Raw genomic sequence first — 26,050 nt, forward strand, 5'->3', positions numbered from 1 at the left:
GTGGTGCGATTTCATTTGTGGGCGGCGGTCTGTTGGGGGTCGCCCAACTCTCCGGGTTATCTTGTGGGGCCGGGCGCCCGTCGACGGAACGTTCCGTCGACGGGCGCCGGAGGGTCGTAAACCAGTCAGTTCGGTGAAAGACCAGGTCCACGAACGGGGGACAACCGGGGGATGACGCGACAGTGGACCAGCGGCCGATCCGGTTCACGTCGGTGAACGCACGACCGGTCGGTGACCGACCAGTCAGTAGCCGACGAACGGTGACTGACCGATCGGTGGACGGCCGGTCAGTTGACGACCGGTCAGTGGATGATGCCGGTGCGCAGGGCGACGGCGACCATCCCGGCACGGTCGCCGGTGCCGAGCTTGCGGGCGATACGGGCGAGGTGGCTCTTGACTGTGAGTGCGGACAGACCCATGGAGACGCCGATCGCCTTGTTCGACTGGCCCTCCGCGACCAGCCGGAGCACCTCGACCTCACGGCCGGAGAGCTCGCGGTAGCCGCCCGGGTGACTCGGGGCACCCGGGGGGCGGCGGTGCATACGGGCGGCGGCGGAGCCGATGGGGGCGGCGCCCGGTCGGGTGGGGAGCCCGATGTTGGTGCGGGTGCCGGTGACGACGTAGCCCTTGACCCCGCCGGCCAGGGCGTTGCGCACGGCGCCGATGTCGTCGGCGGCGGACAGCGCCAGGCCGTTGGGCCAGCCCGCGGCGCGGGTCTCCGACAGGAGGGTCAGGCCGGAGCCGTCGGGGAGGTGGACGTCGGCGACGCAGATGTCGCGGGGGTTGCCGATGCGGGGACGAGCCTCCGCGATGGACGAGGCTTCGATGACATCGCGCACGCCGAGCGCCCACAGGTGGCGGGTGACGGTGGAGCGGACACGCGGGTCGGCCACGACCACCATGGCGGTGGGCTTGTTCGGGCGGTAGGCGACCAGGCTTGCGGGCTGCTCGAGGAGAACGGACACCAGGCCTCCTGGGGTGGGGGACGGGGCCGGCTTGTGGGGGAAGAAGCCGGGACGAACCGTGCTTTCAAGGTCACAGTCGTCTTCGGCACCAAACCCGTCCGCCTTTAGAGAATGATCACGATCTGGTGAGTAACAATACGTGCAATTCGGACACGCGATCGATCATCCGAAGATCGAATCGGTTCGGGCCGTTGTCGTACGGGACTGAAAGTGGCCGTATCGACAAAGAGATGGTCAATGAAGGGTGAGTCGACGGGACCCGGGTGGACGGGTCCTCGATCAATGACGGAAGAGAGAGCGCCTAGCGTGCCTGCGGGTCGCGGCGCTGCGGCAGCGTGACCACCGAGGCGTCGCCGGGGGCGGCCGGCGGCAGTCCCGCGATCTGCGCCAGCAGGTCGCACCACGAGGCGAGGTGCCCGGCGGTGTCCGGGACCCCGGCGCGGCCCTCCCGGGGCGTCCAGGAAGCCCGGATCTCGATCTGCGAGGCGGCGGGGCGCTCGGACAGCCCGCCGAAGTAGTGCGAACTCGCCCGTGTGACGGTCCCGCTCGGCTCCCCGTACGACAGGCCGCGCGCCTGGAGTGCGCCGGTGAGCCACGACCAGCAGACCTCCGGCAGCAGCGGATCGGCCGCCATCTCCGGCTCCAGCTCCGCGCGCACCAGCGTGACCAGCCGGAACGTCCCATGCCAGGCGTCGTGCCCGGCCGGGTCGTGCAGCAGTACCAGACGGCCGTCGGCGAGGTCCTGCTCGCCGTCGACCACCGCCGCCTCCACGGCGTACGCGAACGGGGCGAGACGCTGCGGGGCGGGTGTCGGCTCCACCTCGACCTGCGGCCGCAGCCGTGCGCCGCGCAGCGCGTCGACCGCGGCCCGGAAGGCCGGCGGCGCCGTACTCCCCGTATGTCCTTCGCCCTCCCCGGTGCCCTTCTCCTCGCCCATCCCGCCGTCCGACAGTCGTCCCTGAGCCGCAGCCATGCGGGGAAGAGTAAGGGGAACGACGCCTTCGTGCAGGGAGAGACACCACCTACCCCACCCGAGGCCCCGGCCGAGGCGCCACACGGGCCGCGGCCACGCCGGCTTCGGGCGCGTGCGAGACTTGCCGTCGTGAGTGCGAACGGAAGCCCCACGGGCCAGCAGCCGACAGCGACGTACGACAGTGCCTTCCTGAAGGCGTGCAGGCGTGAATCCGTGCCGCACACCCCCGTGTGGTTCATGCGGCAGGCCGGGCGCTCGCTGCCGGAGTACCGCAAGGTGCGCGAGGGCATCCCGATGCTGGAGTCGTGCACGCGACCCGAGCTGGTCGCCGAGATCACGCTCCAGCCCGTCCGTCGGCACAACGTGGACGCGGCGGTCTACTACAGCGACATCGTCGTCCCGCTCAAGGCCATCGGCGTCGAACTCGACATCAAGCCCGGCGTCGGCCCGGTCGTCGAGCACCCGGTCCGCAGTCGCGCCGACCTCGCCCAGCTCCGCGACCTCACCCCCGAGGACGTCTCCTATGTCACCGAGGCGATCGGCCTGCTCACCCGCGAGCTCGGCCCGACCCCGCTGATCGGCTTCGCGGGCGCCCCGTTCACCCTCGCGAGCTATCTCGTCGAGGGCGGCCCCTCGCGCACGTACGAGAACGCCAAGGCGATGATGTTCGGCGACCCCGAGCTCTGGGCCGACCTGCTCGACCGCCTCGCCGACATCACGGCCGCGTTTCTCAGGGTCCAGATCGAGGCCGGCGCCTCGGCCGTCCAGCTCTTCGACTCCTGGGCCGGCGCGCTGGCCCCCGCCGACTACCGGCGCTCGGTGCTGCCCGCCTCCGCGAAGGTCTTCGAGGCCGTCTCCGGGTACGGCGTCCCGCTCATCCACTTCGGCGTCGGCACCGGTGAGCTGCTGAACCTGATGGGCGAGGCCGGCGCGGACGTCGTCGGCGTCGACTGGCGCGTCCCGCTCGACGAGGCCGCCCGGCGCGTCGGCCCCGGCAAGGCGCTCCAGGGCAACCTCGACCCGACCGTCCTGTTCGCCGGCACGGAGGCCGTCGAGGCCAAGACGCGCGAGGTGATCGACGCGGCCGCCGGTCTCGAAGGCCATGTCTTCAACCTCGGCCACGGCGTGATGCCGTCCACCGACCCGGACGCGCTGACCCGGCTGGTCGAGTACGTCCACACCGAGACGGCCCGCTGACCCGGTCCGCTACCAGGTGTGCCGGGGCCGGGCCCGCCTGCCGAACAGCAGGCGGCGCGGTTCCGGCGGCGGGGGGGTGCCCGGCTTGAGCGGCCAGGCCAGCAGCATGCCCACGAGGAAGCCGACGATATGCGCCGCGTACGCCACGGTGCCGGCGTCGGAGACGCCCTCGCCGGACGAGTACACGGCCTGCAGCACGAACCAGAACCCCAGCACCAGCCAGGCCGGCAGCCGCAGCGGCAGGAAGATCAGGAACGGGACCAGTACCCAGACCCTGGCCTTCGGATAGAGGACGAGATAGGCGCCCAGGACGCCGGCGATCGCGCCGGACGCGCCGATCAGCGGGTCCCCCGAGGTGGGGTTGAGGAGCGCGAAGCCGTAGCCGGCCGCGTAGCCGCAGACGACGTAGAAGAGGAAGTACCGGATGTGGCCCATCCGGTCCTCGACGTTGTTGCCGAAGATCAGCAGGAACAGCATGTTGCCCAGCAGGTGCAGCCAGCTGCCGTGCACGAACATCGCCGTGAACACGGAGAGCTCCGGCGACTTGTCGTAGGAGGGCGGGCCGACGACACAGCCGGGGCCGTTCTGGCCGATGCCCACCTGGCCCGTCGGGACCAGCTGAGGTGCCTGATGGTGGATCAGCTCTCGGGGGACCGCGGCGTAGTGCTCCATGAAGGCCTGCAGATGGCACAGCTGCGCCAGGTCGCTGCCGCCCGTCAGGGAACCGGCCATGCCGGGCGTGAGGAGGAACACGAGCACGTTCGCGGCGATGAGCGCGTACGTCACGTACGGCGTGCGACGCACCGGGTTCACGTCATGGACAGGGATGACCACAGCTGACTAGTGCCCAGGGAGGGGGCGGCCGAAGCACGGGCGACCTGGTGAACGTCCGCACGCGCCGGTGCGTATGTCCTTGTGACCGACGAGCTTCAGGCGACGTGAGGATCAGGCGATGAACGAGCGGATTGCTTCTCAGGGAGTCCCTCCCATGCAGGCCCTGCCGGACGGTGAGGCGGAGATCTCCCTTGTCGTGCGTCTTCCCTGGGAGGACGTGGCACGGCTCGGTCAGGAGGCGGGGCGGCTGGCGGCGCAGATGCAGCGGCCGGTGACGCTGGACGAGGCCGTGAGCAACCGGCTGCGGTCGACTCGGCCGGTGGCCGCGCACGCCCGGCCGGGGGCGGAGCAGGCGGCCGTGGCCGCTGCGGCTGCGCCGGGCGGTGCCGGGGTGACCTCGTTGCCGCGGATCAGCGGGACGGCTTGAGAACGCGTCGCGGGGGCGCGGGTGCGGGCGCGCTGTGGCTGGTCGCACCCCCTGTCAGGAAGTCCCGTCGCGTACCTTCGTGGCCGCCTTCCTCGCCGCGACCAGTACCGGGTCCCACACGGGTGAGAACGGCGGTGCGTAACCCAGGTCCAGGGCCGTCATCTGTTCCACCGTCATCTCCGCCGTCAGGGCCACGGCCGCGATGTCGACCCGCTTGCCCGCGCCCTCCCGCCCGACGATCTGCACGCCCAAAAGGCGGCCGGTCCGGCGTTCCGCGAGCATCTTGACCGTCATCGGGTTCGCGCCGGGGTAGTAGCCGGCGCGGCTCGTGGACTCGATGGTGACCGTTTCGAACTGGAGGCCCACGCGCAGGGCGTCCTTCTCGCGCAGGCCGGTGCGGGCGATCTCCAGGTCGCAGACCTTGCTCACCGCCGTGCCGACGACCCCCGGGAAGGTTGCGTATCCGCCGCCCACGTTGGTGCCGATGACCTGGCCGTGCTTGTTGGCGTGGGTGCCCAGCGGGACGTACTGCTCCTGGCCCGAGACCAGGTTCAGGACCTCCACGCAGTCGCCGCCCGCCCAGATGTCCTCGTGACCGCGCACCCGCATCGCCAGGTCGGTCAACAGGCCCCCACGGCGGCCCAGGGGCAGGCCCGCCGCCGCGGCGAGGTGCGTCTCCGGGCGCACGCCGATGCCCAGGACCACCACGTCCGCCGGGTACTCGCCGTCCTCCGTGGCCACCGCGCGGACCCTGCCGTCGTGGCCGGTGAGCAGCTTGGTGACCTCGGCGTCGTTGACCATGGTGATACCGAGGCCCGCCATCGCCTCGTGCACCAGGCGGCCCATGTCCGGGTCGAGCGTGGACATGGGCTCGCTGCCGCGGTTGACGACCGTCACCTCGTAGCCCCGGTTGATCATCGCCTCGGCCATCTCGACGCCGATGTAGCCGGCGCCGACGACCACCGCGCGACGGCCACGCGTGCGTGCCAGCGTGTCGAGCAGGGCCTGACCGTCGTCGAGGGTCTGCACGCCGTGCACCCCCGGCGCGTCCGTGCCCGGCATGTCGGGGCGGATCGGGCGGGCGCCGGTCGCGATGACGAGCTTGTCGTACGACGTCCAGGACTCGGCGCCGGAATCGACGTCACGCGCGCGTACCCGCTTGCCCGCCACGTCGATCTCCATGACCTCCGTGCGCATCCGCAGATCGATCTCCCGCGACCGGTGCTCCTCGGGCGTGCGGGCGATCAGATGGGCCCGTTCCTCCACGTCACCGCCGACCCAGTAGGGGATGCCGCACGCCGAGTAGGAGCTGAAGTGGCCGCGTTCGAAGGCCACGATCTCCAGCTCCTGCGGTCCCCGCAGCCGGCGCGCCTGGGACGCCGCGGACATTCCCGCGGCGTCCCCGCCGATCACGACCAGTCGTTCCCGTCCACCGCTCATGTCCATGCGAACACGCTACGGGGCGACGGAATTTCGGGTTTGCTCAGGTCTCACTGCCAGGTAGACGGCTTTCACCGCCGGGCGTGCGGCGCCGGCGTACCACCCGCCACCACAGGAACGCGACAAGGGCCGCGAGCGCCGCGAACGGCAGGGCCGCGCCCAGCGCCAAGGCGATCCAGCGCAGCATGGTGACGAAGACATGCCAGCCGCCGGACAGCGCGTCCACGAACCCCGGCGTGTCGTCCTTCGCGGCCTTCACCACCGGCGTCTGGGTGAGCGACAGCGTGATGGTGGCCAGGCCGGTGCGGTCCTTCAGGGACGCCTGCTGCGCGAGCAGCGCCTCCAGGTCGGCCTCCCGGCCGCTCAACTCCCCTTCCAGGGTGACCACGTCACTGAGCCTGGTCGCCCGGTCCATCAGCTCGCGGACTCGGGCCACACTGGCCCGCTGCGACTTGATGCGGCTGTCCACGTCCACCACCTGGTCGGTGACGTCCTGTGCCTTCGCGGTGCGGTCGAGCAGCTTGCCCGCTCCCTGGAGGCCGGTGAGCACCTCGTCGTACCTCTCGGTGGGCACACGTAGCACCACCCGGGTGCGCTCGTGGCCCTGGGAGTCGCGGGTGGTGGTCTCGTCACCGACGTAGCCGCCGGCGTTCCCGGCCGTGGTGCGGGCCTCGTCGAGGGCCTTGGGCACGTCCTTGACCTGCACGGTCAGGGAGGCGGTGCGGATGATGTGGCCGGCGGTGAGGTCGGGGGTCTTCTTCTCCGTCCTCCTGCCGCCGCTGTCCTTGGCGCCTGCCGACCCCGCCGCCTCCTGGGCCGCGCCGCCCGCGTTGGCCTGGGCGTCGCCGGCGGAGCTGCTGGAGCTGTCGTCGGCGCTGCATCCGGTGAGGACGAGCGCGGCGGCGAGCAGGACGCCGGCGAGGACGGGTCGTACGGGATGTCGCATGGTTCCCCCCGAGGGTTGTGACGACTGACGCTCCTTCGACGCCGGGGCGGGGCAGGACGTTTGACCGGGACGGTTCCGATGCGGTCACGGTCCGGACGCGCCCCGGTCACCGGGCCGGGGCGGGTGTGTCAGTGGGGTCTGAGAGAGTGGGGTCATGAGCGCAACGGGTGCGGGCACCGGGCAGGTCGTCGTCATCGGAGCCGGGATCGCGGGGCTGGCCGCGGCTCACCGGCTGCTGGAGCGTGGCGTGCGCGTGACCGTGCTGGAGGCCTCGGAGAGAGTCGGCGGCAAGCTGCTGCCCGGCGAGATCGCGGGCGTGCGGGTCGACCTGGGCGCGGAGTCGATGCTGGCCCGCCGGCCCGAGGCGGTCGCCCTCGCGCGCGAGGTGGGGCTGGACGGCCGGCTTCAGCCGCCCGCCACCGCCACGGCCTCGATCTGGACCAGGGGCGCCCTGCGCCCCATGCCCAAGGGCCATGTCATGGGCGTCCCCGGCACCGCCGCCGCCCTGTCCGGCGTGCTGTCCGAGGAGGGCCTCGCCCGCGTCGAGCGCGACGCCGACCTGCCCCGCACGGAGATCGGCGACGACGTGGCGGTGGGGGAGTACGTGGCCGGGCGGCTGGGCCGGGAGGTCGTCGACCGGCTGGTCGAGCCCCTGCTCGGCGGGGTCTACGCGGGCGACGCGTACCGCATCTCGATGCGCTCGGCGGTCCCGCAGCTCTACCAGGCCGCCAGGACGCACGACTCGCTGACGGAGGCCGTCCGCGAGATCCAGGCCAAGGCGGCCGCGAGTCAGCAGACCGGGCCGGTCTTCATGGGCATCGAGGGCGGCGTCGGCACCCTGCCGCTCGCGGTGGCCGAATCGGTGCGGGCGCGCGGGGGCGAGATCGCCACCGGCACGCCCGTGACCGAACTGCGCAGGGTGGGACCGGACCGGGGCGCCGTCGGCGGCCCGAGTTCGGCGGAGCCGGGCCACCCGCACACCGCGTGGCGGGTCGTCGCCGGTGACCGTGTGCTGCGCGCGGACGCCGTGATCGTCGCCGCTCCGGCCCCTGTGGCCGCCGCCCTCCTGCGCGCCGAGGCGCCCGCCGCGGCGGCCGAACTGGCCGCCGTCGAGTACGCCTCGATGGCCCTGATCACCCTGGCCTACCGCCGTGTCGACCTCGCCCTCCCCGAGGGCAGCGGCTTCCTGGTGCCGCCCGTCGACGGCCGCACCATCAAGGCCTCCACCTTCGCCTCCCAGAAGTGGGGCTGGACCGCCGACGAGGACCCGGACGTCGTCGTCCTGCGCACCTCGGTCGGGCGGTACGGCGAGAGCGAGATCCTCCGGCGCGACGACGCCGACCTCGTGGACCTCTCCCGCCACGACCTGCGCGAGGCCACCGGTCTCGACGCGGCGCCCGTCGCCACCCGCGTCACCCGCTGGACCGACGGCCTGCCCCAGTACCCCGTCGGCCACTACGCGCGCGTGGCCCGCGTCCGCGAGCACATCGCCAAGCTCCCGGGCCTGGCGGTCTGCGGCGCGCAGTACGACGGTGTGGGCATCCCCGCCTGCATCGCGAGCGCCTACGCGGCGGTCGACCAGCTGGGCGGTGACCTGGCGGCCGTGCGGGGCCTCACCGCCAACCCGGTGCAGAGCCTGCACGGCGGAGCGGGAGAATAAGGACCATGAGTGACGACGCCCCCACCACCGCCCCCGAGCGGATCCCGAACAAGGGCAAGCTGGCCAAGGACCTCAACGAGGTCATCCGCTACACCCTGTGGTCGGTCTTCAAGCTGAAGGACGTGCTGCCCGAGGACCGCGCGGGCTACGCCGACGAGGTCCAGGCCCTGTTCGACGAGCTCGCCGCCAAGGACGTGACCGTCCGTGGCACCTACGACGTCTCCGGTCTGCGCGCCGACGCCGATGTGATGATCTGGTGGCACGCCGAGGACAGCGACCAGCTCCAGGAGGCGTACAACCTCTTCCGCCGTACCAGGCTGGGCCGCGCCCTCAGCCCGGTCTGGTCGAACATGGCACTGCACCGCCCCGCCGAGTTCAACCGCTCGCACATCCCGGCCTTCCTCGCCGACGAGACGCCGCGCAACTACGTCAGCGTGTATCCGTTCGTGCGCTCGTACGACTGGTACCTGCTGCCCGACGAGGACCGCCGCCGGATGCTCGCCGACCACGGCAAGATGGCCCGCGGCTACCCGGACGTCCGCGCCAACACCGTCGCCTCGTTCTCGCTCGGTGACTACGAGTGGATCCTGGCCTTCGAGGCCGACGAGCTGTACCGCATCGTCGACCTCATGCGCCATCTGCGGGCTTCCGAGGCCCGCCGGCACGTCCGCGAGGAGGTCCCGTTCTTCACGGGCCGCCGCAAGGACGTCGCGGAACTGGTCGCGGGCCTCGCCTGACGAAGCTCAGCGCTGGTCGGCCTTGCCCTTCAGGGAGTCCCGCAGCTTCTTCTTCTGCTGCTGGGCGTGGCCGGCCGGCGCCGCCGGCTTCGGCTCAGGGTGCCCCGCGCAGGACGCCCGCCGCTCCGGGAGCCGGCCCTCCAGCAGGTAGGCGTCCAGATAGCCGTTGACGCACTTGTTGGGGCCGCCCCCGACGCCATGGGTGCCCGCGTCCCGCTCGGTCACGAGCACCGACCCGGCGAGACGCCGGTGCATCTCCAGCGCGCCCGCGTACGGCGTGGCCGCGTCCCGCTCCGCCTGCAGGATCAGCGTCGGCGGCAGCTCGCCTGGCCCGGTCCGCACGTCCAGGGCCTTCTGCCGGGGCACCGGCCAGTAGGCGCACGGCAGGTTCATGAAGGCGTTGTCCCAGGTCTCGAACGGCGCCACCCGCGCGAGCCGGGTGTTGTCCCGGTCCCAGGTCTTCCAGTCCGTGGGCCAGGCCGCGTCGTTGCACTCGACGGCCGTGTAGACCGCGTTGCCGTTCTCCGCGGCGGCGGCCGTCCCCGGCGTGGGCGCCGCCAGCCGGACCAGCGGCTTCGCGTCCCCCTTCAGATACTTCGACAGGGCCTCAGCGCGGCTCGGCCAGTAGTCGTCGTAGTACCCGGCCGTCAGGAACGCGCCCTGCAACTGCCCCGGCCCGACCTTCCCGCCGGCCGCCTTCTTGGCCAGCCGCCTGCTCGCCCGGTCGTAACTCGCCTGCACCTTCGCGGCCGTGGCACCGAGCCCGTACACGTCGTCGTGCCGGGCGATCCACTCCCGGTAGTCCGCCCAGCGGCTCTCGAACGCGGCCGACTGCTCCAGGTTGTCGCGGTACCAGATCTGCGCCGGGTCCGGGTTCACCGCCGAGTCCAGCACCATCCGCCGTACGTGCGAGGGGAACAGGGTGGCGTACAGCGCGCCGAAGTAGGTGCCGTAGGAGGCGCCCATGAAGGTCAGCCGGTTCTCGCCGAGCGCGGCGCGCAGCACGTCCAGGTCACGGGCGTTGTTGAGCGAGGTGTAGTGCCTCAGCCTGTTCCCGGACCGCCTGAGACAGCCGCGCGCGTACGCCTTCGCCTCCGCGATCCGGGCTTTCTTGTACGACGCCGAGGGGTGCAGCGGCGACGGGGAGGGCGCCTTGAAGAAACGCTTCGGTTCCACGCAGGACAGCGGCGCCGAACGGTCCACCCCGCGCGGGGCGTAGCCGACCAGGTCGTAGGCGGCGGCGATGCGCTTCCACTCGGGGAGTACGCCGACCATCGGGAAGTCCATGCCGGAGGCACCGGGTCCGCCCGGGTTGTAGACCAGGCTGCCCTGCCGGGGCACCTTGCGCTTGCTGTTGTGCGGGTCCTTGTGGGTGGCCCGCACCCGGCTGACGGTCAGTCTGATCTGCTTGCCGTCCGGATGCGCGTAGTCCAGCGGGACGCTCAGCGTGCCGCACTGGAAGGAGCTCGGGAAGCCCAGGCCGGCGGCGCACTTGCCGAAGTCGATGCCCTCCGCGCGCGCCCGTGCGGCGGCCACGGCGGTACCGCGAGGTTCGGCCGCCGCGTCCGGGACGCGGGGGGCGCTCCCGGCCGGGGCGGCTGCCAGGGTGGTCAGAATCAGGGACCCGGCTGCCGAATACAGGGCGGGGGCTCTCATGGCGTATCCCTTCGGTGCGGTCGCTGCGTGGCGCGGCAGCAACGGCACCGCAGCGACTGCACGGCAGCAATAAAAGGGATATTTCGACCGGTTGTCGGCGAAGGCAAGCACCAACGGCCGGTGTCGGCGCCAATGCCCCCTATACGCCCCCGTTCACTCCCGCGGGAGCTGGTCCCGGTGTGCGAAGGCCGCACGCAGCTCCGGTTCACCGATCGCACGGATGCCGCGTACGGCGACGGAGGTCAGGAGCGAGTGGTCGTCGGCCGCGCGGTTCGCCCGCCGGTGCAGCACGTCCAGCAGCCGCTGCCCGGCCGGGGAGGCCCAGCGCGCGTACGGGTGCACCTCGACCCGGGCGATGGCCAGACAGCTCAGCGTCAGGGTGAGGGGCAGCGCGAACCACACGGCGACCAGGTCGCGAGACATCTCGGTCGGGGCGGGCAGCACGAGGGCGGCCGCCCCCAGGCCGAACACGGCGAGTGCGGCGCCCCGGACCTGGCGCACGCCCGACGCGACCGTCGTACGCGCCGCCGCGTCCGGCACCGCGAGCCCCGCCCGCACCAGCCCCTCGCCGAGACTCCGCACGGCGTCCGCGTCGGCCGCCGCCGACCGCACCGGCGCTATCCGCGACTGCCCATCGGGCCCGATGGCACCTATCACCGAACGCTCCATCTCGTCCCGCCCGCGTGGGTCCACGACGGTGGCCCAGCCGGTGTGGGCGAGCAGCAGCCGCCGTTGGCGGGCCATGGACACCAGGGTCAGATCGGCGACCCGCGCGGGCCCGCCGGACAGGAACGCGGCCTCGTAGAGCGTCAGATCGTGTCCTCGGCCCGCGTCCGTGTCGGTGGCCGCCGTGCGTACGGCGGCCAGGCACAGCCGAGTGCAGGCGGTGCCGGCGACGGCCCAGGCCAGGAGCAGGAGAAGGACCCAGAACATGACGTGTTTCTATGCCAGGGGCTTGGGAAACGCCATGCCCTGTTCATATTCCGGACCGAGTGTTGTCGGTCTGTGACGTTCCGTTTCCCGCGCAGGTCAAGGGCTGTTGGGCGGCGGCGGGCTGGAAGCGGCGGGCGGCAGCGTGTACGTCAGGGACGGCGACGGTGTCGGTGACGGCAGGACCGGGGTCGCGTCGCTCGGCGCGAAGACCGGCGGCGGGGCGGCGGGGGAGGGGGTGGCCGCCAACTGCTGCGCCAGCGTGGAGAAGTCGACATACCCCGTCGCCTCCAGGACCTTGATGTGGTCCAGGACGGTGGTGTTGGCGTCGTCGGCGAGCTCGCGGACCAGCGTGTTCTGAGTGCCGGCGCGGACCTGGGCGACGACGGAGAAGACCCGGCCGTGGGCCAGCCGTACGAGGTTCGCGAACTGCCGGTCGAAGTCCTGACCCTGGGCCGCGCTCAGCGTGGCGAGCCACTGTTGCTGCTGGTCGTCGGGCTGGTTGGGAAGCGGCACGCCGAGCTGGGTGGCGACGTTGCGGACGTGCGCGTCGAGGGCGGCGTGACCGTCGACGAGGTGCTGTCCGGCGGTCCGTACGGCCTGGGTGGTGCCCTTCTGCTCCGCCATCTCCCCGGCCGGCAGCTCCCAGAGCCCGGCGAGGCGCACCTTGACGATGAAGTCCCGGTCCGGTCCGGACAGCGGGCCGTAGCGGGTCGACACGGTATGGGAGCTCAGCACGTTCACCGCGCCGGTCGGGTCCGAGCGGTCGGCGTACGACCAGATCGGGAAGACCAGGGCGGCGAGGGTCGCCGCGAGACAGGTGATGATCAGCCCGGTACCGCTGAATACGCCTCGGCCTTGGACGGGGGGTCGGGGACGCGCTCGCATGATGCCTCCTGCACCGCACGCCGGGAGGGTACGTTCGGGCGCGGGCTTGGCATATTACCGAGGGCATGTGGCGGGGGGCCGGGCCGAGGGTGTGGTAAGGCTTCGGCCGGATGCCGGATGCCGGATGCCGGATGCCGGATGCCGGATGCCGGATGTGGTGTGTGGGGCGTGTGCGGCTGGTCACGTGGTTCCCCGCGCCCCTTACGGGGTGCCGCCCGGCCGTGTCCCGTTCAACCCCGCCGCAGCAACGCCCTCCGCACGACCGACCGCCGGGGTGCCGGCCCCGCCCGGTCCAGCCACCACTCCTCCAGCCGTCGCTGAGACGTCCTGTCCCCGGGCCGTCCGTCCCTCAGCAACCGCGCCGCGAAGTCCAGCGCGTCCCGCCGATACCCCTCGGCCATCGGCCGCTGCTGGGCGTACGCCAGGAACGCCGGCCGATACGCGTCCCCCAGGATCTCCGGCAACTCCGGCGCCACCTTCGCCACCACATCCGCCCGCTTGGACGCCAGCGCCCGCGCCTGCACCCCCATCCGCACCCGGTCGAACCCCTCCGGCACCGGCGTCCCCGCGACCAGCGACGACAGCACTGCGGCCTGTGCCAACCCGACCCGCTGCCGCGTGGCGTCGGTCACTTCGGAGGTGGCCGGCTCCGCCGAGGGCCGCAATCCGCCGCCGGTCACCGCGCCGCCCGCCGCCACCGCGCCCCGGATCGCCGCCAGCTCCCGCTCCAGTTCGGCCGGTTCGGGGAAGTTGTCGTCCCGCTCCAGCAGCACACCCGGCGGCGTGACCCGGGACGCGAGGTCGGTCAGGATGTCCAGGACCGCCGGGGGCACCGGGTGGGCGTGGCTGTCGTGCCAGACGCCGTCCCGCTCGAAGCCGCCCGCGACATGGACATAGGCGATGGCCTCGACGGGCAGTCCGGCGAGCGCCTTGGCCGGGTCCTCACCGCGGTTGACGTGGTTGGTGTGCAGGTTCGCCACGTCGATCAGCAGCCGTACCCCGGTACGGTCGACGAGGTCGTACAGGAACTGCCCCTCGGTCATCTCCTCGCCCGGCCAGCAGATGAGCGCGGCGATGTTCTCGACGGCGAGCGGCACGGGCAGCGAGGCCTGCGCGATACGGATGTTCTCGCAGAGGACGTCGAGGGCGTCCCGGGTGCGCGGCACGGGGAGGAGATGGCCCGCCTCCATGAGCGGCGAGGCCGTCAGCGGGCCGCCCGCGCGGACGAACGCGATGTGCTCGGTGACCAGCGGCGAGCCGAGGGCCTCCACCCGCTCGGCGAGGGCGGCGAGCCGCCCCTGGTCCGGCCGGCCCGCGTCGCCGAGGCCCAGGGAGACACCGTGCGGTACGACCGTCACCCCGCGCTCGCGCAGCCGCCGAAGCGACTCGGGGAGGTGACCCGGGCAGGTGTTCTCGGCCACGACCTCGACCCAGTCGATACCCGGCATGCGTTCCACGGCGTCCGCGATCTCCGGCCGCCAGCCGATGCCCGTGCCCAGCCGCTCCAGGGTCATGGTCCTCCCCCTCCTTCACCGATTGACGGGGGTATGGCCCCGGGGCGCGTCCGTGAACCGCATTGCCTGCCGCTTCAGAGCAACATTTGAGGTTCGGGCCCGCGCCCCGGGGAGCTGACCGGCTATCCGCCCACCGAGTCCACCGGTTCCGGGCGCGCGGTGTTCACCGTGCCCGGCGCGCCGGGCGAAGGCCTGGACGTGGCCCGCATGTCGCTGTCGGCCTGCGCGGCCGGCGCGGAGGGCGCCACCTGCCCAGGGACCGGGGCGGCCGGGCCGGTCGGGCTCGCCGTGGTGGAGTTGGCGATCTCGTTGGCGATGGCGTCGAAGTCGACCTTCCCGGTCTTCTCCAGGACGGTGATGTGGTCCAGCACGGTCTGGTTGGTGTCCGAGGCCAACTGCCGTACCAGGCTGTTGCGGGTGGTGTTCCGTACGGCCCCGATCGCCGGGAAGATCTTGCCGTGCCCGGCCCGCAGCAGATTCACGAACTTGTACTCGTACTGCGTGCCGGTCGCCGCCGACATCTCCTGGAGCCAGCCCTGCTGCTGCTCGTTGGGCACGTTGGGCAGCTCGACGCCCAGCTGTGCCGCGACGACCCGGACCCGCCTGTCCAGGTCGGTGTGGCCGACGATCAGATGGTCGCCGGCCTCCTTGATCGCCGCGCTCGGCGCCCGCTCGATGGCCTGCTGCCCGGCCGGCAGCTCCCACAGCCCGGCCGGCCGGACCCGCACGACCAGATCGCGGTCGGCGGCGGACAGCGGACCCCACTGGGTGGCCACGGTTCCCGCCGCCAGGTTCGCCTGCCCGGTGCCGGAGCGGTCGGCGTACGACCACACCGGATAGGCGAGCGCGCCGACGGTGGTGGCCAGGGCCACGAGGACCAGGGCCGCACCGTTGAAACGCCGCAAGGGATGCCTCCCCGTGTCGCTGGTTCAGTGCCAGGACGTACGGGTGCGCGGCGGCGGTGTTCAAAAAAAGGCAAAGTTTCCAAGGGAAGGTAAGGAGCCGACGTCAGCGCAGGGCCGGATGGTCGGCGACCACCGTGCAGGACCCCGGCGCGATCTCGGTGAACCCGGCGTCCCGCACCAACGGCAGCCCGCTGCCCGTCAGTTCAGGCCACTCGGCCGGATCGGCGGTCCGCACGGCGAGCGGGAACCCGGCGTCCCGCCACGCCTCCCGCTCCTCCTCCGGCAGCGCCCACCAGGCCAGTTGGGCCCCGTGCCCGGCCTGCGCCATCGTCTTCCCGGCGGACATCTCCAACTCCGGGTTCAGCCACAGCACGGCCTGCGCCCGGTCGGCGTCGGCGGGCGGCTCGGGATCGTCCAACTCGGTCCCCGACACCTGCAATCTCGCCAGATCCCTGGGCCACCCGTCCAGGGGAACCGGCGGAAACACCCGTACCTCGGCGGACTTCCCCGAGACGGTGATTCCCGGCAACGCCTCGGCCCGCCGCCACTCGGCCCCACGAGCCCGCCGCACCACCTTCCGGATCCGGGCGTCCTCCCAGTCCCGGACGGCCTGGGCCCACTCGCCGTCACCGAGAGCCCGCGGATCACTGAGCATCCTGAGCACGGCCCGGGCGGCGGTTTCCAGTGCGTCGGTGCGGGCCGGAGGGGCCGACTTCTCGATCCGTACGACCAGGGGCAACACGAACTGGGGTGCTTCGTCGCGTCCGGTGGGTTCGGTTCGGAAGGGACTGTCGCCGGGTGACTTTGGATCAACGCTCACGACATCACCCTAAGGGGCGGTGAAAATATCCCCATGCGCCGCGATCTTGAACTGGCCCGCGTAGGCCGCCGCTACGGCATACGCGGCCCCTGGGTGTCAAGAGGCGTCGACCTCACCATCACCCCCGCCGCATCCCGGTGTCGCCACTGCCCGTGGCCGCGGCGGCCCTGCTCACCGCCGCGGCCGGTGTCGTCAACGGCCGCCGCTCATCCTGAGCAGGCGGTCCGCTGCGCCTCCTGCCACTCGCACCGGGGGCACATGGTGATGCCCTTGTACGACTCCGGGTACTCGGTCGGCTCCTGGCACAGCACGCACTCGGCGTAAGGCGGACCGTCCGCCTTCGGCGGCTTCGCGGCCTCGGTGATCGAGCAGTAGCCCTCGTCGCTCATATCTCCAGGGTAGGACGGTCAGCGGTGACCGGGCGTCTCCCCGATCAGCTGGGACACCTTCACGAACCGGAAGCCCCGCTTGCGCAACTCGGGCACGACGTTCCGGACCACCTGCTCGGTGGTCGGGGCGGCGCTGCGAGTGCAGTGCATGACGACCACGGAGCCGGGTTTCACCCCGTCCAGCACCTGCTTGGTCACGGCGTCGGCGTCGGTTGCGAAGGCGTCGCCGCTCACCACGTCCCACTGCACCGCGGTGACCCCGAGCGCGCCGATCGCGCGCAACGCCCGCTGGTCGTAACAGCCGCCGGGGAAGCGGAAGTACGGCATCGGGTGCGGCACTCCGGCCCTGAGCAGCGCGGCGTAGGCGCGCTCCACGTCGGACTTCATGTTCGCGGCGGGGACGGTCGGCAGGCCGTAGCAGTCGCCGGTGAACGCGTAGTGGCTGTAGGAGTGGTTGGCGACCTCGAAGCCCGGGTCGCGGCCGAGGGAGCGGGCCTGGTCCGGGTACTCGTCGGCCCAGCGGCCGGTCATGAAGATCGTGGCCGGCACCTTCAGCCCGCGCAGGGTCGCGATCAGCGCCGGGTTGTCGAAGTGCTCGCCCGCGGCCGCGCGCGGCCCCTGGTCGGCGGTCATGTCGGCGTCGAAGGTCAGGGCGACGGTCTTGCCCAGGGTGCGCGGACCGTTCGAGAAGACGGGGGCCTGGCCGCCCGGGCCCGCGGGGAGCGTGGGCGGCTTGGCGGCGGGGGCGGGCCTGGCGGGGGCCGGGTGGCCGGCGTGGGGTGCCTGGGCGGTGCCGCAGGCGACGAGTGCGGCGCACAGGGCGACGCTGGCGGCGGTCATACCGGTAAGACGGCGTACTGGTCGGATCACCGTATGAACGTAGGTCGGATTGTCCGGTTTTTCAGGGTGGCGCGGCGCCGGGACCCGCCGGGGTCACCCGGGCGGCGGCTGGTCCCGTCACGGCGCCCCGCGCGGCGTACGCGCCACAGGAAGTCGTGGCGGCGTTCCTCCTCGGTGGGGTCGGCCTTGAAGGCGTGCACACGGCAGCCGGCCGGGTCGAGGTTGCCGATGACGTGCTTGACCGTGCCGCCCTTGCCGCCGGTCGCTCGCCCGCCGGGTGGCGGAGCAGGTCACGCAGACCGCGGTCCCTGTCGTCCGTGGGCTTCGGGTGCTTCCTCGGCATGGGCGCGCCTGTCGCCCGGGTCCATGTGTTCCGGTTCGGAGAGACCGAGCACGGCGCTGCCGTTCGGCGTGGGCTGCTGGGCCCGCTCCAGGAAGCGCAGCAGCTCCACCGGGAAGGGCAGGACCAGGGTGGAGTTCTTCTCGGCCGCCACCGCCACGATCGTCTGCAGCAGCCGCAGTTGCAGGGCTGCCGGCGTGCTCGCCATCTGCTGAGCCGCCTCGGCCAGCTTCTTGGAGGCCTGGAACTCGGCGTCGGCGTTGATGATCCGGGCCCGGCGCTCCCGGTCGGCCTCGGCCTGGCGGGCCATCGAGCGCTTCATCGTGTCCGGCAGCGACACATCCTTGATCTCGACCCGGTCCACCTGCACGCCCCAGCCCACGGCCGGGCTGTCGATCATCAGCTCCAGGCCCTGGTTGAGCTGCTCGCGGTTGGAGAGCAGATCGTCGAGGTCGCTCTTGCCGATGATCGACCGAAGCGAGGTCTGGGCCATCTGCGAGACGGCGAACTTGTAGTCCTCGACCTTGATCACTGCGCTCACCGCGTCGATCACCCGGAAGTAGACGACCGCGTCCACGCGCACCGTGACGTTGTCGCGGGTGATGCCCTCCTGGGCGGGGATCGGCAGCGTGACGATCTGCATGTTGACCTTCTGCAGCCGGTCCACGAACGGGATCACCAGATTGAAGCCGGGCTGTCGCACGGCACTGGTGACCCGGCCGAGCCGGAACAACACACCCTGTTCGTACTGCTTGACGACCCGCGCGCCCATGGCCAGGTACAGCGCGCCGACGCACAGCGCCGTCACTACCGCGACCAGCAGCTCCTGAACCATCACGACCCCCAGACGGAGAGGTCCGAAATGCCTGATGCTGCAACGATATGCCCGGCGGGCGGTTCGGGGCCATGGTCATCGGGGCGCAGGCCCGGGGCGGGATGCCGAGGAGGGTCGGCATCCCGGCCCGGGAGTGGCCGCGGGTTCAGGCGACCGTGACGCGGGTGGACACGGCTCAGCCGGCCGTGACCCTCACGGGTTCGGTACCGGCGTCGCTGTGCCGCTCGGCCCAGCTCTCCAGCGCGGTCCGGCAGGCGTGATCGAGGTGGTGCAGCCCGGACAGGTCCACCCGGATCGGGCGGTCCTGCGGCAGCGCCTCCAGACTGTCGAGGATCTTGGGCAGGCGCAGGAAGGTCGCGTTGCCCGTCAGATGGGTGTCGATCGGGCCCACGCCCTTGTCGACCACCTCCAGCTTGATGTGCGAGGCCTCCCACGCGGTCTTGACGATGGACAGGGCCAGCCCGATGAGCACGCCCTCGAACATGCTGACCGCCACGATCGACAGCGCCGTGACGACCAGGATGAGCGCCTCGCCCCGGTACTCGCGCCAGAGCGCGGCCAGTGCCCGGACGGGGATCAGCTTGGCGCCCGAATAGACCAGGATTCCGGCGAGCGCCGGGATCGGTATGTAGCTGAGCGCGCCCGGCAGCAGTGCCGCGAACAGCAGCAGCCAGAGGCCGTGCAGCACCCGGGACGCCTTCGTCCGGGCGCCCGCCTGCACATTGGCCGCGCTGCGCACGATCACCGCGGTCATCGGCAGCGCGCCGAGCACTCCGCAGAGCGCGTTGCCCGCGCCCTGGGCGATCAGCTCCCTGTTGTACTGAGTGCGCGGACCGTTGTGCAGCCGGTCCACGGCCGCCGCGCTGAACAGCGACTCGGCGGACGCGATCAGCGTGAACGCGACGATCGTGCCGATTACGCCGAAGCCCGCCAGTTCGCCGAAGGCGCTCAGCGGCGGCGGCTGGACGGAGCCCAGCAGCCCGTGCACCTCGACGGTGGCGACGGGGAGGGTCAGGAAGAACGCGGCCAGGGTGGCGAGGCCGACGGCGGCCAGCGGGCCGGGGACGGCCCGGACCTTCGCCGGGACGTACTTCCACAGCACGAGGATCGCGATGGTGCCCGTGCCGAGGGCCAGCGAGGCCAGTGCCTCCCCGTCCCCGAGGGCGTCCGCGAACGCCCCGGGCAGTCCGGCTATCTTGCCGGGCCCCGACTCGGGGGCCTTGGCGGCGAGCGCCGGGTACAGCTGACCGGCGATCAGGACCAGACCGATTCCGGCCAGCATGCCCTCGACGACCGAGACCGAGATGGCCCGGAAGTAGCGGCCCAGCCTCAGAACACCCATGGCGATCTGGAGCGCGCCGGTGACGAGCACGATCACGCCGAGCACCGGCAGCCCGAACTCGTGCACCGCCTCGAAGACGAGCACGGTCAGGCCGGCGGCCGGCCCCGACACCTGAAGACTGCTGCCTCGCAGCATCCCGGTGACGAGACCGCCCACGATGCCGGTGACCAGGCCGAGTTCGGCCGGGACACCGGAGGCGACGGCCACACCCACGCACAGCGGGAGCGCGACCAGGAAGACGACGAGTGAGGCGGTGAAGTCCTGCTTTATGTAGGGGAGCTTGGTCATCGCGACGCTCACAGGGTCTCGAACGCGTCGGTATCGGCGCGGTGTTCGCGCACGGCACCGGTGTGGACCTCGTAGTACCAGCCGCGCAGGGTCAGTTCGCCCTGCGCAAGCTTCCTGTCGATGAAGGGGTAGGAGCGCAGCCGCAGCAGTTGGGCGAGCACATGGCTCTGCACGCCCTCGGCGACGGCCGGGTCCTCGACGGCCCCGGTCGGGCGCGGCTCGGCACGGGCCAGCCAGGCCCGTACGGCGGGTACGGCGGTCAGGTCGTCGCCGCGCACCAGCGCGCCGACGGCGCCGCAGTGCGAGTGCCCGCAGACGACGATGTCGCGGACGTCGAGCACCTCCACGGCGTATTCGATGGTGGCCGCCTCGCTGGTGGGGTGTTCCGAGGCGTACGGGGGGACGATGTTGCCCGCGGTGCGCAGCTCGAAGAGCTCGCCCGGACGGGCGCCGGTGATCAGGGCCGGGACGACCCGGGAGTCGGAGCAGGTGATGAACAGCACCTGCGGGGACTGGCCTTCGGCGAGCTTGGCGAACTCCTCAGGGCGCTGTCCGAACGTACGGGCGTTGTCGATGAGGGGCTGCATGGTGTGTTGACTCCTCCTGGCGCGCCTGAGCGGCGCGTCGGGCTTGCACGACGGTTGTGGGGGGTGACGAGCCGAGGCAGAACCCCGTCGCTCAGCAGCGGAAGACCTGAAGCGCGGCCGGCGAGTGGGCTCTGGACGCTCTTGAGGTGCGTTGATGCTTGGCTGTGGGACCCACCGAGGTCTGTATCGCCTCGGTGTGCCGGGCGGTGAGCGGACGGTCGTCGGCCCAGCCGGCGGTGGTCGTGCGATGGCGGTCGGCGGTCCTCGGTGGGCCGGCCGGCTCACCGCAGAGGCCGCGGTCGCGAAGGGTGTGCGAGCCGTCGCGCACGACCTTCGCCGAGGGCTTCGGACCGGGCTGGGCCTTGGCCTCGACATGACTGGGCGTGTGCGCGGCTGCGAAGGTTGCCGCAGGTGCGAAGAACTGGACGGCGAGCAGGGCGGCGGCCAGGAGCGAGATCACGGTCCGGGCCGTCGTACCTCGGAACATGAGCCCCCCTCGCGACAGTTCGCACCTCTTGCGTGCACCAAGCGCAGGTCAATTGCTGGTCAAGGAACACGTTAACCCTGCAAAGTTGTTTGCAGGGTTAACTCGGTGTTGCGAGCCGAAGAGAGCGTGAAAAGTGCCGGTGAGGTGGCTCGTTCGGGCTCTTGACCTGGCGAGCATGATCGACTAGAGGAGCCTATTCGGCTGCGACGAGCCCCTTGGCGTCCCGGGCCAGGGCGGTGAGCCGGGATATCGCACGGAAGTACTTCTTCCGGTAGCCGCCGTTCAGCATCTCCTCGCTGAACAGTTTGTCGAACGGCAGCCCGGCGGCCAGCACCGGGACCTCACGGTCGTAGAGCCGGTCCGCGAGGACCACCAGCCGTAGCGCGGTCGACTGGTCCGGCACCGGCCGCACGTCGGTGAGGCAGACCGCCGTCAGGCCGTCGGTCAGCGCGCCGTAGCGGCTGGGGTGCACCTTGGCCAGGTGGTCCAGGAGGTGCGGGAAGTCGTCGAGCGAGGCGCCCGGTGTGGCGTACGCCGCCTTGGCCACCTGCTCCTCGGAGTACGGCGCCGGTGCCTCGGGCAGGCCACGGTGGCGGTAGTCCTCGCCGTCGATGCGCAGGGCGCGGAAGTGGGCGGACAGGCCCTGGATCTCGCGCAGGAAGTCGACCGCCGCGAACCGGCCCTCGCCGAGCTTGCCCGGCAGGGTGTTGGAGGTGGCGGCAAGGGCCACACCGGCGTCGACCAGCCGGCCGAGCAGGGTGGACACCAGGACCGTGTCGCCGGGGTCGTCCAGCTCGAACTCGTCGATGCACAGCAGACGGTGGCCGGAGAGGGTCTGCACGGTCTGCTGGAAGCCGAGGGCGCCGACCAGGTTGGTCAGCTCCACGAACGTGCCGAACGCCTTCAGGGCGGGCTCGGCCGGCGTGGCGTGCCAGAGGGAGGCCAGCAGATGGGTCTTGCCGACGCCGTAACCGCCGTCGAGGTAGACCCCGCGGGGCCCGCCGGCCGGGGTCTTCGGCGCCCTGGCCTTCCCGAGGCCGAAGAAGCCGCGCTTGCCGCCGGCCGCGTGCGCCCCGCCGAGACCGGCCGCGAAGCCTTCGAGGACCCGTACGGCCTCGGTCTGGCTCGGCTGGTTCGGGTCCGGGATGTAGGTGGCGAAACGGACCGAGTCGAAGCGGGGCGGCGGCACCATCTCGGCGACCAGCCGGTCCGCGGGGACGTGCGGCGAGCGGGTGCACAGGGACAGCGGGGCCGCGTCGGCTATGGGGCTGACCTCGGAAGCGGCGGGAGAGGACGACACGGTTCCCCATGGTAGTTGCCGTGCCACACTGCACCACATGCGACGCCTGTTCCCTGTGACCGAAGAGACAGCAGCCCAGGCCTCCGGCGGTGTGACCGAGGGGCAGGGGCCCGGGGATGCAGAGGCAGCCGGAGGGGGCGCTGGGGCGGCCGGTGGTGTGGCCGGTTCCGGTTCGGTCGACCGGGAGTGGAGTCTCGCCGAGCTGGCCCTCGCCTACGCCTATCCGGGGTCCACCGGGCGGGAGCCCTGGCTGCGGGCCAACATGGTGTCCACGCTCGACGGCGCCGCCCAGCACGACGGGCGGTCGCAGCCCATCTCCAGCGAGGCCGACATGCGGATCTTCGGCACCCTGCGGGCGCTCGCGGATGTCGTGGTCGTGGGTGCGGAAACGGTACGGCAGGAGGGGTACCGGCCGGCACGCGCGCGTGCGGAGTTCGCCGGGGCCCGGGCGGCGGCGGGGCAGGGCGCTGCCCCCGCGGTCGCCGTCGTCACCGCGAGCCTGGACCTCGACTTCTCGCTCCCGCTGTTCACCTCGCCCCTCGTCCCCACGCTGATCCTCACCGGCGCGGCGGCCGCCCCCGACCGCGTCGCCGCCGCGGAGAAGACCGGCGCCCGGGTGGTGGTCGCCGGTGACGGCGTCGGCGTCGACCCCGCCCGCGCGGTGAGCGCCCTCGCGGGTCTCGGTCACACCCGGCTGCTCACCGAGGGCGGACCCCGGCTGCTCGGGCAGTTCATCGCCGCCGGTGTCCTCGACGAGCTGTGCCTCACGGTGTCCCCGATGCTCACGGCGGGGGGAGCGCAGCGCATCTCCGGGGGACCCGGTGTAACCGTACCCAGGCGTTTCGAACTAGTGTCCTTGCTGGAGGAGGCCGGATTCCTGTTCAGTCGCTACCAGCGATCCTGATCCGGCGGAACCTGCCGTTCCGCTTAGCTTCCGACGGGCACACTGAATCCGGCAGTACCCGTGCGATCACGGGGCAGGATGGTTTCCGCAGGGCTACTAGGCCCCAGGGAGGACAGAGGGTCCGCGCGGCCCTCTCAGGAGAAGAGGCGCCTGGTGTTCACAAGCGTTCTGATGATCGAGAAGGCCCTTACGTCTGCCGACGTGGAGTTCGTCACCACCTTGCACGGGGACGAGCAGGTCTCCTTCCACGTGCTGCTCCAGCCGCGCGGCGACCAGGCGGACCGCCTGCTGCGGGCCATCGACGACATCGCGCTCGGCGAACTGGACGAAGCCGCTCGCGAGGGCGAGACGCCGGAGGGGGATGCTGCGCAGGCGTTGGCCGTACAGGCGCTGGACGTGTCCCTCACGGCACTGCGGGCGGCGGGGAGTTCGGCGGAGGGCCGGATGGTCGAGGACCATCCGCTGGATGCGCTGAAGACGATCGTCGACGAGGTGGGAGCGGACGAGGTGATCGTGCTGACCGATCCGCACTACGTGGAGGAGTTCTTCCACCGGGACTGGGCGTCTCGGGCGCGGCACAAGGTGGGGGTGCCGGTGCTGAAGTTGTTCTCGCACAGTAAGGCGTAGGGCTGCGCGTGTGCGTAGGGCGTGTGCTGCGTCGGCGGCCGCGGGTATGCGGTGGCTGCTCGCGCGGTTCCCCGCGCCCCTTCGGGCCGGCGGCACCCGCGTCCCTTGCGAAGGCGCCCGTACCTGAGCGCATAGGCTAGGCACGCTTTCGCACGCACCGTCTCTGGGGAGAAACACATGGCACCCGGCCTTCCTTCCGCCATGGACCGACCGCACTTCATCGGCATCGGCGGCGCCGGGATGTCGGGGATCGCCAAGATCCTCGCCCAGCGCGGTGCCAAGGTGGCCGGCAGCGATGCCAAGGAGTCGGCCACCGTCGGGGCGCTGCGGGCGTTCGGCGCCACGGTGCACGTCGGGCACGCGGCCGGGCACCTCGCCGACGACGCCAGCTGTGTCGTCGTGTCGTCGGCGATCCGGAAGGACAACCCCGAGCTGGCGCGCGCGGCCGAGCTGGGCATCCCCGTGGTGCACCGCTCGGACGCCCTCGCCGCCCTGATGGACGGCCTGCGGCCGATCGCCGTCGCGGGTACACACGGCAAGACCACGACCACCTCGATGCTCGCCGTCTCGCTGACCGAGCTGGGCCGCGAGCCCTCTTACGCCATCGGCGGCGACCTGGACGCCCCCGGCTCCAACGCCCTGCACGGCGAGGGCGAGATCTTCGTCGCCGAGGCGGACGAATCGGACCGCAGCTTCCACAAGTACGCGCCCGAGGTCGCCATCGTCCTCAACGTGGAGCTCGACCACCACGCCAACTACGCCTCGATGGACGAGATCTACGAGTCCTTCGAGACCTTCGCCGGCCGGATCGTGCCCGGCGGCACGCTGGTGATCAACGCCGACCACGGGGGGGCACGCGAACTGACCCGGCGGGTGGCCGGCAAGGTGCGGACGGTGACGTACGGCGAGGCCGCCGATGCCGATGTGCGGGTGCTCTCCGTCGTACCGCAGGGCCTGAAGAGCGAAGTCACCGTTCTTCTGGACGGGACCGAGCTGACCTTCACGGTGTCCGTGCCCGGCCGGCACTACGCGCACAACGCCGTCGCAGCGCTCGCCGCGGCCGTGGCCCTCGGGGTCCCGGCCGCCGAACTGGCGCCCGCGCTGGCCGCGTACACGGGCGTCAAGCGCCGCCTGCAGCTCAAGGGCGAAGCGGCGGGCGTCCAGGTGATCGACTCCTACGCCCACCACCCCACCGAGATGACCGCGGACCTGGAGGCCATGCGCGCGGCCGCGGGCGACGCCCGGATCCTGGTCGTCTTCCAGCCGCACCTCTTCTCCCGCACCCAGGAGCTGGGCAAGGAGATGGGCGACGCGCTGGCCCTCGCGGACGCGTCGGTGGTCCTGGACATCTACCCGGCCCGCGAGGACCCGATCCCCGGGGTCACCAGCGAGCTGATCATCGAGGCGGCGCGGGCCGCGGGCGCCGACGTCACCGCCGTGCACGACAAGGACGAGGTCCCCTCCGTGATCGCGGGAATGACGAAGCCCGGTGATCTGGTTCTCACCATGGGCGCGGGCGATGTGACCGACCTGGGCCCGAAGATCCTGGAACGCCTGGCGAAGTAAGGGGCTGAGAGTCATGTCGTACGACGTCGACAAGCCGGACGAGCAGTGGCGGGCGGAGCTGACCCCGGCCGAGTACACCGTGCTGCGTCAGGCGGCGACCGAGCCGGCCTTCACCGGTGAGTACACCGACACCAAGGCCAAGGGCGTCTACTCCTGTCGTGCCTGCGGTGCCGAGCTCTTCACCTCCACCACGAAGTTCGAATCCCACTGCGGCTGGCCGTCCTTCTACGACCCGAAGGACACCGACGCGGTCGAACTCATCGAGGACCGCTCGCACGGGATGGTGCGCACCGAGGTGCGGTGTGCGCGGTGCGGTTCGCACCTCGGGCACGTCTTCGAGGGCGAGGGATACGGGACCCCGACCGACCAGCGGTACTGCATCAACTCGATCTCGCTGCGGCTGACCGCCGACGAGAGCTGAGACAGCGGGAGGTCAGGGGAGCCGGATCGGACTGTGCGGCAAGGGCGGGCAGGCGTCCGCGGTCGGCATCGCGGCGCGGGAGCGGGCCGTGGCGGCCTGAGCGCTGCCGCGGGTCGCGGGAGGACCGCGCCGCCGGGCCCGCCGTTCGGGCGTAACCGGGGGTGCCGGACCGTTGGGTCCCTCCCGAGGCCCGGCAGGCCCGCCCAACGGATCCGTCCGTGGCACTGGGCCC

At 71.8% G+C, this 26,050-nt stretch carries 26 protein-coding genes and 2 pseudogenes; 9 read left to right on the forward strand and 19 right to left on the reverse strand.

Annotated elements, in window-relative coordinates; genetic code table 11:
• Window positions 1-302 precede the first annotated feature (302 nt).
• Window positions 303-965 carry a response regulator transcription factor gene (locus tag ABZ396_RS33275; RefSeq protein WP_123973178.1) on the reverse strand — a complete coding sequence of 221 codons (663 nt, stop codon included), beginning with the start codon at window positions 963-965 and terminating at the stop codon, window positions 303-305.
• Window positions 966-1,266: 301 nt separating this feature from the next.
• Window positions 1,267-1,938, reverse strand: coding sequence for a DUF3000 domain-containing protein (locus ABZ396_RS33280; RefSeq protein ID WP_358925919.1), 672 nt, complete (start codon window positions 1,936-1,938; stop codon window positions 1,267-1,269).
• A gap of 129 nt (window positions 1,939-2,067) precedes the next feature.
• On the opposite strand from ABZ396_RS33280, the gene hemE reads away from it, so the two are divergent.
• Window positions 2,068-3,135, forward strand: coding sequence for a uroporphyrinogen decarboxylase (gene hemE, locus ABZ396_RS33285; protein WP_358925917.1), 1,068 nt, complete (start codon window positions 2,068-2,070; stop codon window positions 3,133-3,135).
• A gap of 9 nt (window positions 3,136-3,144) precedes the next feature.
• Here hemE and ABZ396_RS33290 read toward each other — a convergent pair whose 3' ends face one another.
• Window positions 3,145-3,969, reverse strand: coding sequence for a rhomboid family intramembrane serine protease (locus ABZ396_RS33290; RefSeq protein WP_358925916.1), 825 nt, complete (start codon window positions 3,967-3,969; stop codon window positions 3,145-3,147).
• 118 nt (window positions 3,970-4,087) lie between these two features.
• Here ABZ396_RS33290 and ABZ396_RS33295 point away from each other — a divergent pair, with 118 nt between their 5' ends.
• Entirely contained in the window at window positions 4,088-4,396 is a 309-nt protein-coding gene (locus ABZ396_RS33295; protein ID WP_358925915.1) for a hypothetical protein, read from the forward strand.
• A gap of 54 nt (window positions 4,397-4,450) precedes the next feature.
• Here ABZ396_RS33295 and ABZ396_RS33300 read toward each other — a convergent pair whose 3' ends face one another.
• Both ABZ396_RS33300 and ABZ396_RS33305 read right to left on the reverse strand, forming a co-directional pair.
• Window positions 4,451-5,842: an FAD-dependent oxidoreductase gene (locus tag ABZ396_RS33300; protein ID WP_358925913.1), complete on the reverse strand. Its 1,392-nt coding sequence runs from the start codon at window positions 5,840-5,842 to the stop codon at window positions 4,451-4,453.
• Between the two features lie 37 nt (window positions 5,843-5,879).
• Window positions 5,880-6,782 (reverse strand): DUF4349 domain-containing protein, encoded by a 903-nt coding sequence (locus ABZ396_RS33305; protein ID WP_358925911.1) that lies wholly within the window; start codon window positions 6,780-6,782, stop codon window positions 5,880-5,882.
• 154 nt (window positions 6,783-6,936) lie between these two features.
• Here ABZ396_RS33305 and hemG point away from each other — a divergent pair, with 154 nt between their 5' ends.
• Both hemG and hemQ read left to right on the forward strand, forming a co-directional pair.
• Window positions 6,937-8,442 (forward strand): protoporphyrinogen oxidase, encoded by a 1,506-nt coding sequence (hemG, locus tag ABZ396_RS33310; RefSeq protein WP_358925909.1) that lies wholly within the window; start codon window positions 6,937-6,939, stop codon window positions 8,440-8,442.
• Between the two features lie 5 nt (window positions 8,443-8,447).
• A complete protein-coding gene (gene hemQ, locus ABZ396_RS33315; protein WP_358925907.1) occupies window positions 8,448-9,179 on the forward strand; it encodes a hydrogen peroxide-dependent heme synthase in 732 nt (243 codons plus the stop codon).
• A gap of 6 nt (window positions 9,180-9,185) precedes the next feature.
• Here the strand turns inward: hemQ and ABZ396_RS33320 are convergent, their stop codons facing one another.
• The 6 genes from ABZ396_RS33320 to ABZ396_RS33345 all read right to left on the reverse strand — a co-directional run bounded on the left by ABZ396_RS33320 (window position 9,186) and on the right by ABZ396_RS33345 (window position 15,892).
• Window positions 9,186-10,835 (reverse strand): alpha/beta hydrolase, encoded by a 1,650-nt coding sequence (locus tag ABZ396_RS33320; RefSeq protein ID WP_358925906.1) that lies wholly within the window; start codon window positions 10,833-10,835, stop codon window positions 9,186-9,188.
• 153 nt (window positions 10,836-10,988) lie between these two features.
• Window positions 10,989-11,768: a TIGR04222 domain-containing membrane protein gene (locus tag ABZ396_RS33325; RefSeq protein WP_358925905.1), complete on the reverse strand. Its 780-nt coding sequence runs from the start codon at window positions 11,766-11,768 to the stop codon at window positions 10,989-10,991.
• A 96-nt stretch (window positions 11,769-11,864) separates the two neighbouring features.
• Window positions 11,865-12,653 carry a DUF4142 domain-containing protein gene (locus ABZ396_RS33330; protein ID WP_358925904.1) on the reverse strand — a complete coding sequence of 263 codons (789 nt, stop codon included), beginning with the start codon at window positions 12,651-12,653 and terminating at the stop codon, window positions 11,865-11,867.
• A gap of 230 nt (window positions 12,654-12,883) precedes the next feature.
• Window positions 12,884-14,167 (reverse strand): DUF692 domain-containing protein, encoded by a 1,284-nt coding sequence (locus ABZ396_RS33335; RefSeq protein ID WP_358925902.1) that lies wholly within the window; start codon window positions 14,165-14,167, stop codon window positions 12,884-12,886.
• A gap of 122 nt (window positions 14,168-14,289) precedes the next feature.
• Window positions 14,290-15,072: a DUF4142 domain-containing protein gene (locus ABZ396_RS33340; protein WP_358925900.1), complete on the reverse strand. Its 783-nt coding sequence runs from the start codon at window positions 15,070-15,072 to the stop codon at window positions 14,290-14,292.
• Window positions 15,073-15,175: 103 nt separating this feature from the next.
• Window positions 15,176-15,892 carry a peptidyl-tRNA hydrolase gene (locus ABZ396_RS33345; RefSeq protein WP_358925898.1) on the reverse strand — a complete coding sequence of 239 codons (717 nt, stop codon included), beginning with the start codon at window positions 15,890-15,892 and terminating at the stop codon, window positions 15,176-15,178.
• A gap of 33 nt (window positions 15,893-15,925) precedes the next feature.
• Here ABZ396_RS33345 and ABZ396_RS33350 point away from each other — a divergent pair.
• Window positions 15,926-16,018, forward strand: a pseudogene (locus ABZ396_RS33350) (ABC transporter ATP-binding protein); the annotation flags it as partial.
• Window positions 16,019-16,098: 80 nt separating this feature from the next.
• Here the strand turns inward: ABZ396_RS33350 and ABZ396_RS33355 are convergent.
• From ABZ396_RS33355 to zapE, 8 genes and pseudogenes are all read right to left on the reverse strand, one after another.
• Window positions 16,099-16,281 carry a hypothetical protein gene (locus tag ABZ396_RS33355; protein WP_358925896.1) on the reverse strand — a complete coding sequence of 61 codons (183 nt, stop codon included), beginning with the start codon at window positions 16,279-16,281 and terminating at the stop codon, window positions 16,099-16,101.
• Window positions 16,282-16,299: 18 nt separating this feature from the next.
• A complete protein-coding gene (locus ABZ396_RS33360; RefSeq protein ID WP_358925894.1) occupies window positions 16,300-17,121 on the reverse strand; it encodes a polysaccharide deacetylase family protein in 822 nt (273 codons plus the stop codon).
• A 128-nt stretch (window positions 17,122-17,249) separates the two neighbouring features.
• Window positions 17,250-17,384: pseudogene (locus ABZ396_RS33365) on the reverse strand (polyphosphate kinase 2 family protein); the annotation flags it as partial.
• Between the two features lie 27 nt (window positions 17,385-17,411).
• A complete protein-coding gene (locus ABZ396_RS33370) occupies window positions 17,412-18,296 on the reverse strand; it encodes a slipin family protein (protein WP_358925892.1) in 885 nt (294 codons plus the stop codon).
• 175 nt (window positions 18,297-18,471) lie between these two features.
• Window positions 18,472-19,926 carry a SulP family inorganic anion transporter gene (locus ABZ396_RS33375; RefSeq protein WP_358925890.1) on the reverse strand — a complete coding sequence of 485 codons (1,455 nt, stop codon included), beginning with the start codon at window positions 19,924-19,926 and terminating at the stop codon, window positions 18,472-18,474.
• 8 nt (window positions 19,927-19,934) lie between these two features.
• Window positions 19,935-20,513, reverse strand: a complete 579-nt coding sequence (locus ABZ396_RS33380; protein ID WP_358925888.1) for a carbonic anhydrase — start codon at window positions 20,511-20,513, stop codon at window positions 19,935-19,937.
• Window positions 20,514-20,604: 91 nt separating this feature from the next.
• Window positions 20,605-21,000 (reverse strand): hypothetical protein, encoded by a 396-nt coding sequence (locus tag ABZ396_RS33385; RefSeq protein WP_358925886.1) that lies wholly within the window; start codon window positions 20,998-21,000, stop codon window positions 20,605-20,607.
• A gap of 193 nt (window positions 21,001-21,193) precedes the next feature.
• Window positions 21,194-22,300: a cell division protein ZapE gene (gene zapE, locus ABZ396_RS33390; protein WP_358925885.1), complete on the reverse strand. Its 1,107-nt coding sequence runs from the start codon at window positions 22,298-22,300 to the stop codon at window positions 21,194-21,196.
• A gap of 37 nt (window positions 22,301-22,337) precedes the next feature.
• Here zapE and ABZ396_RS33395 point away from each other — a divergent pair, with 37 nt between their 5' ends.
• The 4 genes from ABZ396_RS33395 (at window position 22,338) to msrB (ending at window position 25,818) form a co-directional block, all read left to right on the forward strand.
• Window positions 22,338-23,204 carry a pyrimidine reductase family protein gene (locus ABZ396_RS33395; RefSeq protein WP_358925883.1) on the forward strand — a complete coding sequence of 289 codons (867 nt, stop codon included), beginning with the start codon at window positions 22,338-22,340 and terminating at the stop codon, window positions 23,202-23,204.
• A gap of 153 nt (window positions 23,205-23,357) precedes the next feature.
• A complete protein-coding gene (locus ABZ396_RS33400) occupies window positions 23,358-23,831 on the forward strand; it encodes an indole-3-glycerol phosphate synthase (RefSeq protein WP_358925881.1) in 474 nt (157 codons plus the stop codon).
• A gap of 177 nt (window positions 23,832-24,008) precedes the next feature.
• Window positions 24,009-25,397 carry a UDP-N-acetylmuramate--L-alanine ligase gene (gene murC, locus ABZ396_RS33405; protein WP_358925879.1) on the forward strand — a complete coding sequence of 463 codons (1,389 nt, stop codon included), beginning with the start codon at window positions 24,009-24,011 and terminating at the stop codon, window positions 25,395-25,397.
• Window positions 25,398-25,410: 13 nt separating this feature from the next.
• On the forward strand, window positions 25,411-25,818 hold the full coding sequence (msrB, locus tag ABZ396_RS33410) for a peptide-methionine (R)-S-oxide reductase MsrB (protein WP_358925877.1): 408 nt from the start codon (window positions 25,411-25,413) through the stop codon (window positions 25,816-25,818).
• Window positions 25,819-26,050: the final 232 nt, after the last annotated feature.

The sequence above is a fragment of the Streptomyces sp. NPDC005866 genome, from assembly GCF_040629895.1.
Lineage (GTDB): Bacteria > Actinomycetota > Actinomycetes > Streptomycetales > Streptomycetaceae > Streptomyces.

Bases quoted from the DNA above. Each gene is read 5' to 3' on its own strand.
- ABZ396_RS33280 (WP_358925919.1), bottom strand. From the start codon at position 1,938: ATGGCTGCGGCTCAGGGACGACTGTCGGACGGCGGGATGGGCGAGGAG.
- ABZ396_RS33295 (WP_358925915.1), top strand. From the start codon at position 4,088: ATGAACGAGCGGATTGCTTCTCAGGGAGTCCCTCCCATGCAGGCCCTG.
- ABZ396_RS33300 (WP_358925913.1), bottom strand. From the start codon at position 5,842: ATGGACATGAGCGGTGGACGGGAACGACTGGTCGTGATCGGCGGGGAC.
- ABZ396_RS33305 (WP_358925911.1), bottom strand. From the start codon at position 6,782: ATGCGACATCCCGTACGACCCGTCCTCGCCGGCGTCCTGCTCGCCGCC.
- hemG (WP_358925909.1), top strand. From the start codon at position 6,937: ATGAGCGCAACGGGTGCGGGCACCGGGCAGGTCGTCGTCATCGGAGCC.
- hemQ (WP_358925907.1), top strand. From the start codon at position 8,448: ATGAGTGACGACGCCCCCACCACCGCCCCCGAGCGGATCCCGAACAAG.
- ABZ396_RS33320 (WP_358925906.1), bottom strand. From the start codon at position 10,835: ATGAGAGCCCCCGCCCTGTATTCGGCAGCCGGGTCCCTGATTCTGACC.
- ABZ396_RS33325 (WP_358925905.1), bottom strand. From the start codon at position 11,768: ATGTTCTGGGTCCTTCTCCTGCTCCTGGCCTGGGCCGTCGCCGGCACC.
- ABZ396_RS33330 (WP_358925904.1), bottom strand. From the start codon at position 12,653: ATGCGAGCGCGTCCCCGACCCCCCGTCCAAGGCCGAGGCGTATTCAGC.
- ABZ396_RS33335 (WP_358925902.1), bottom strand. From the start codon at position 14,167: ATGACCCTGGAGCGGCTGGGCACGGGCATCGGCTGGCGGCCGGAGATC.
- ABZ396_RS33355 (WP_358925896.1), bottom strand. From the start codon at position 16,281: ATGAGCGACGAGGGCTACTGCTCGATCACCGAGGCCGCGAAGCCGCCG.
- ABZ396_RS33360 (WP_358925894.1), bottom strand. From the start codon at position 17,121: ATGACCGCCGCCAGCGTCGCCCTGTGCGCCGCACTCGTCGCCTGCGGC.
- ABZ396_RS33370 (WP_358925892.1), bottom strand. From the start codon at position 18,296: ATGGTTCAGGAGCTGCTGGTCGCGGTAGTGACGGCGCTGTGCGTCGGC.
- ABZ396_RS33375 (WP_358925890.1), bottom strand. From the start codon at position 19,926: ATGACCAAGCTCCCCTACATAAAGCAGGACTTCACCGCCTCACTCGTC.
- ABZ396_RS33380 (WP_358925888.1), bottom strand. From the start codon at position 20,513: ATGCAGCCCCTCATCGACAACGCCCGTACGTTCGGACAGCGCCCTGAG.
- ABZ396_RS33385 (WP_358925886.1), bottom strand. From the start codon at position 21,000: ATGTTCCGAGGTACGACGGCCCGGACCGTGATCTCGCTCCTGGCCGCC.
- ABZ396_RS33395 (WP_358925883.1), top strand. From the start codon at position 22,338: ATGCGACGCCTGTTCCCTGTGACCGAAGAGACAGCAGCCCAGGCCTCC.
- murC (WP_358925879.1), top strand. From the start codon at position 24,009: ATGGCACCCGGCCTTCCTTCCGCCATGGACCGACCGCACTTCATCGGC.
- msrB (WP_358925877.1), top strand. From the start codon at position 25,411: ATGTCGTACGACGTCGACAAGCCGGACGAGCAGTGGCGGGCGGAGCTG.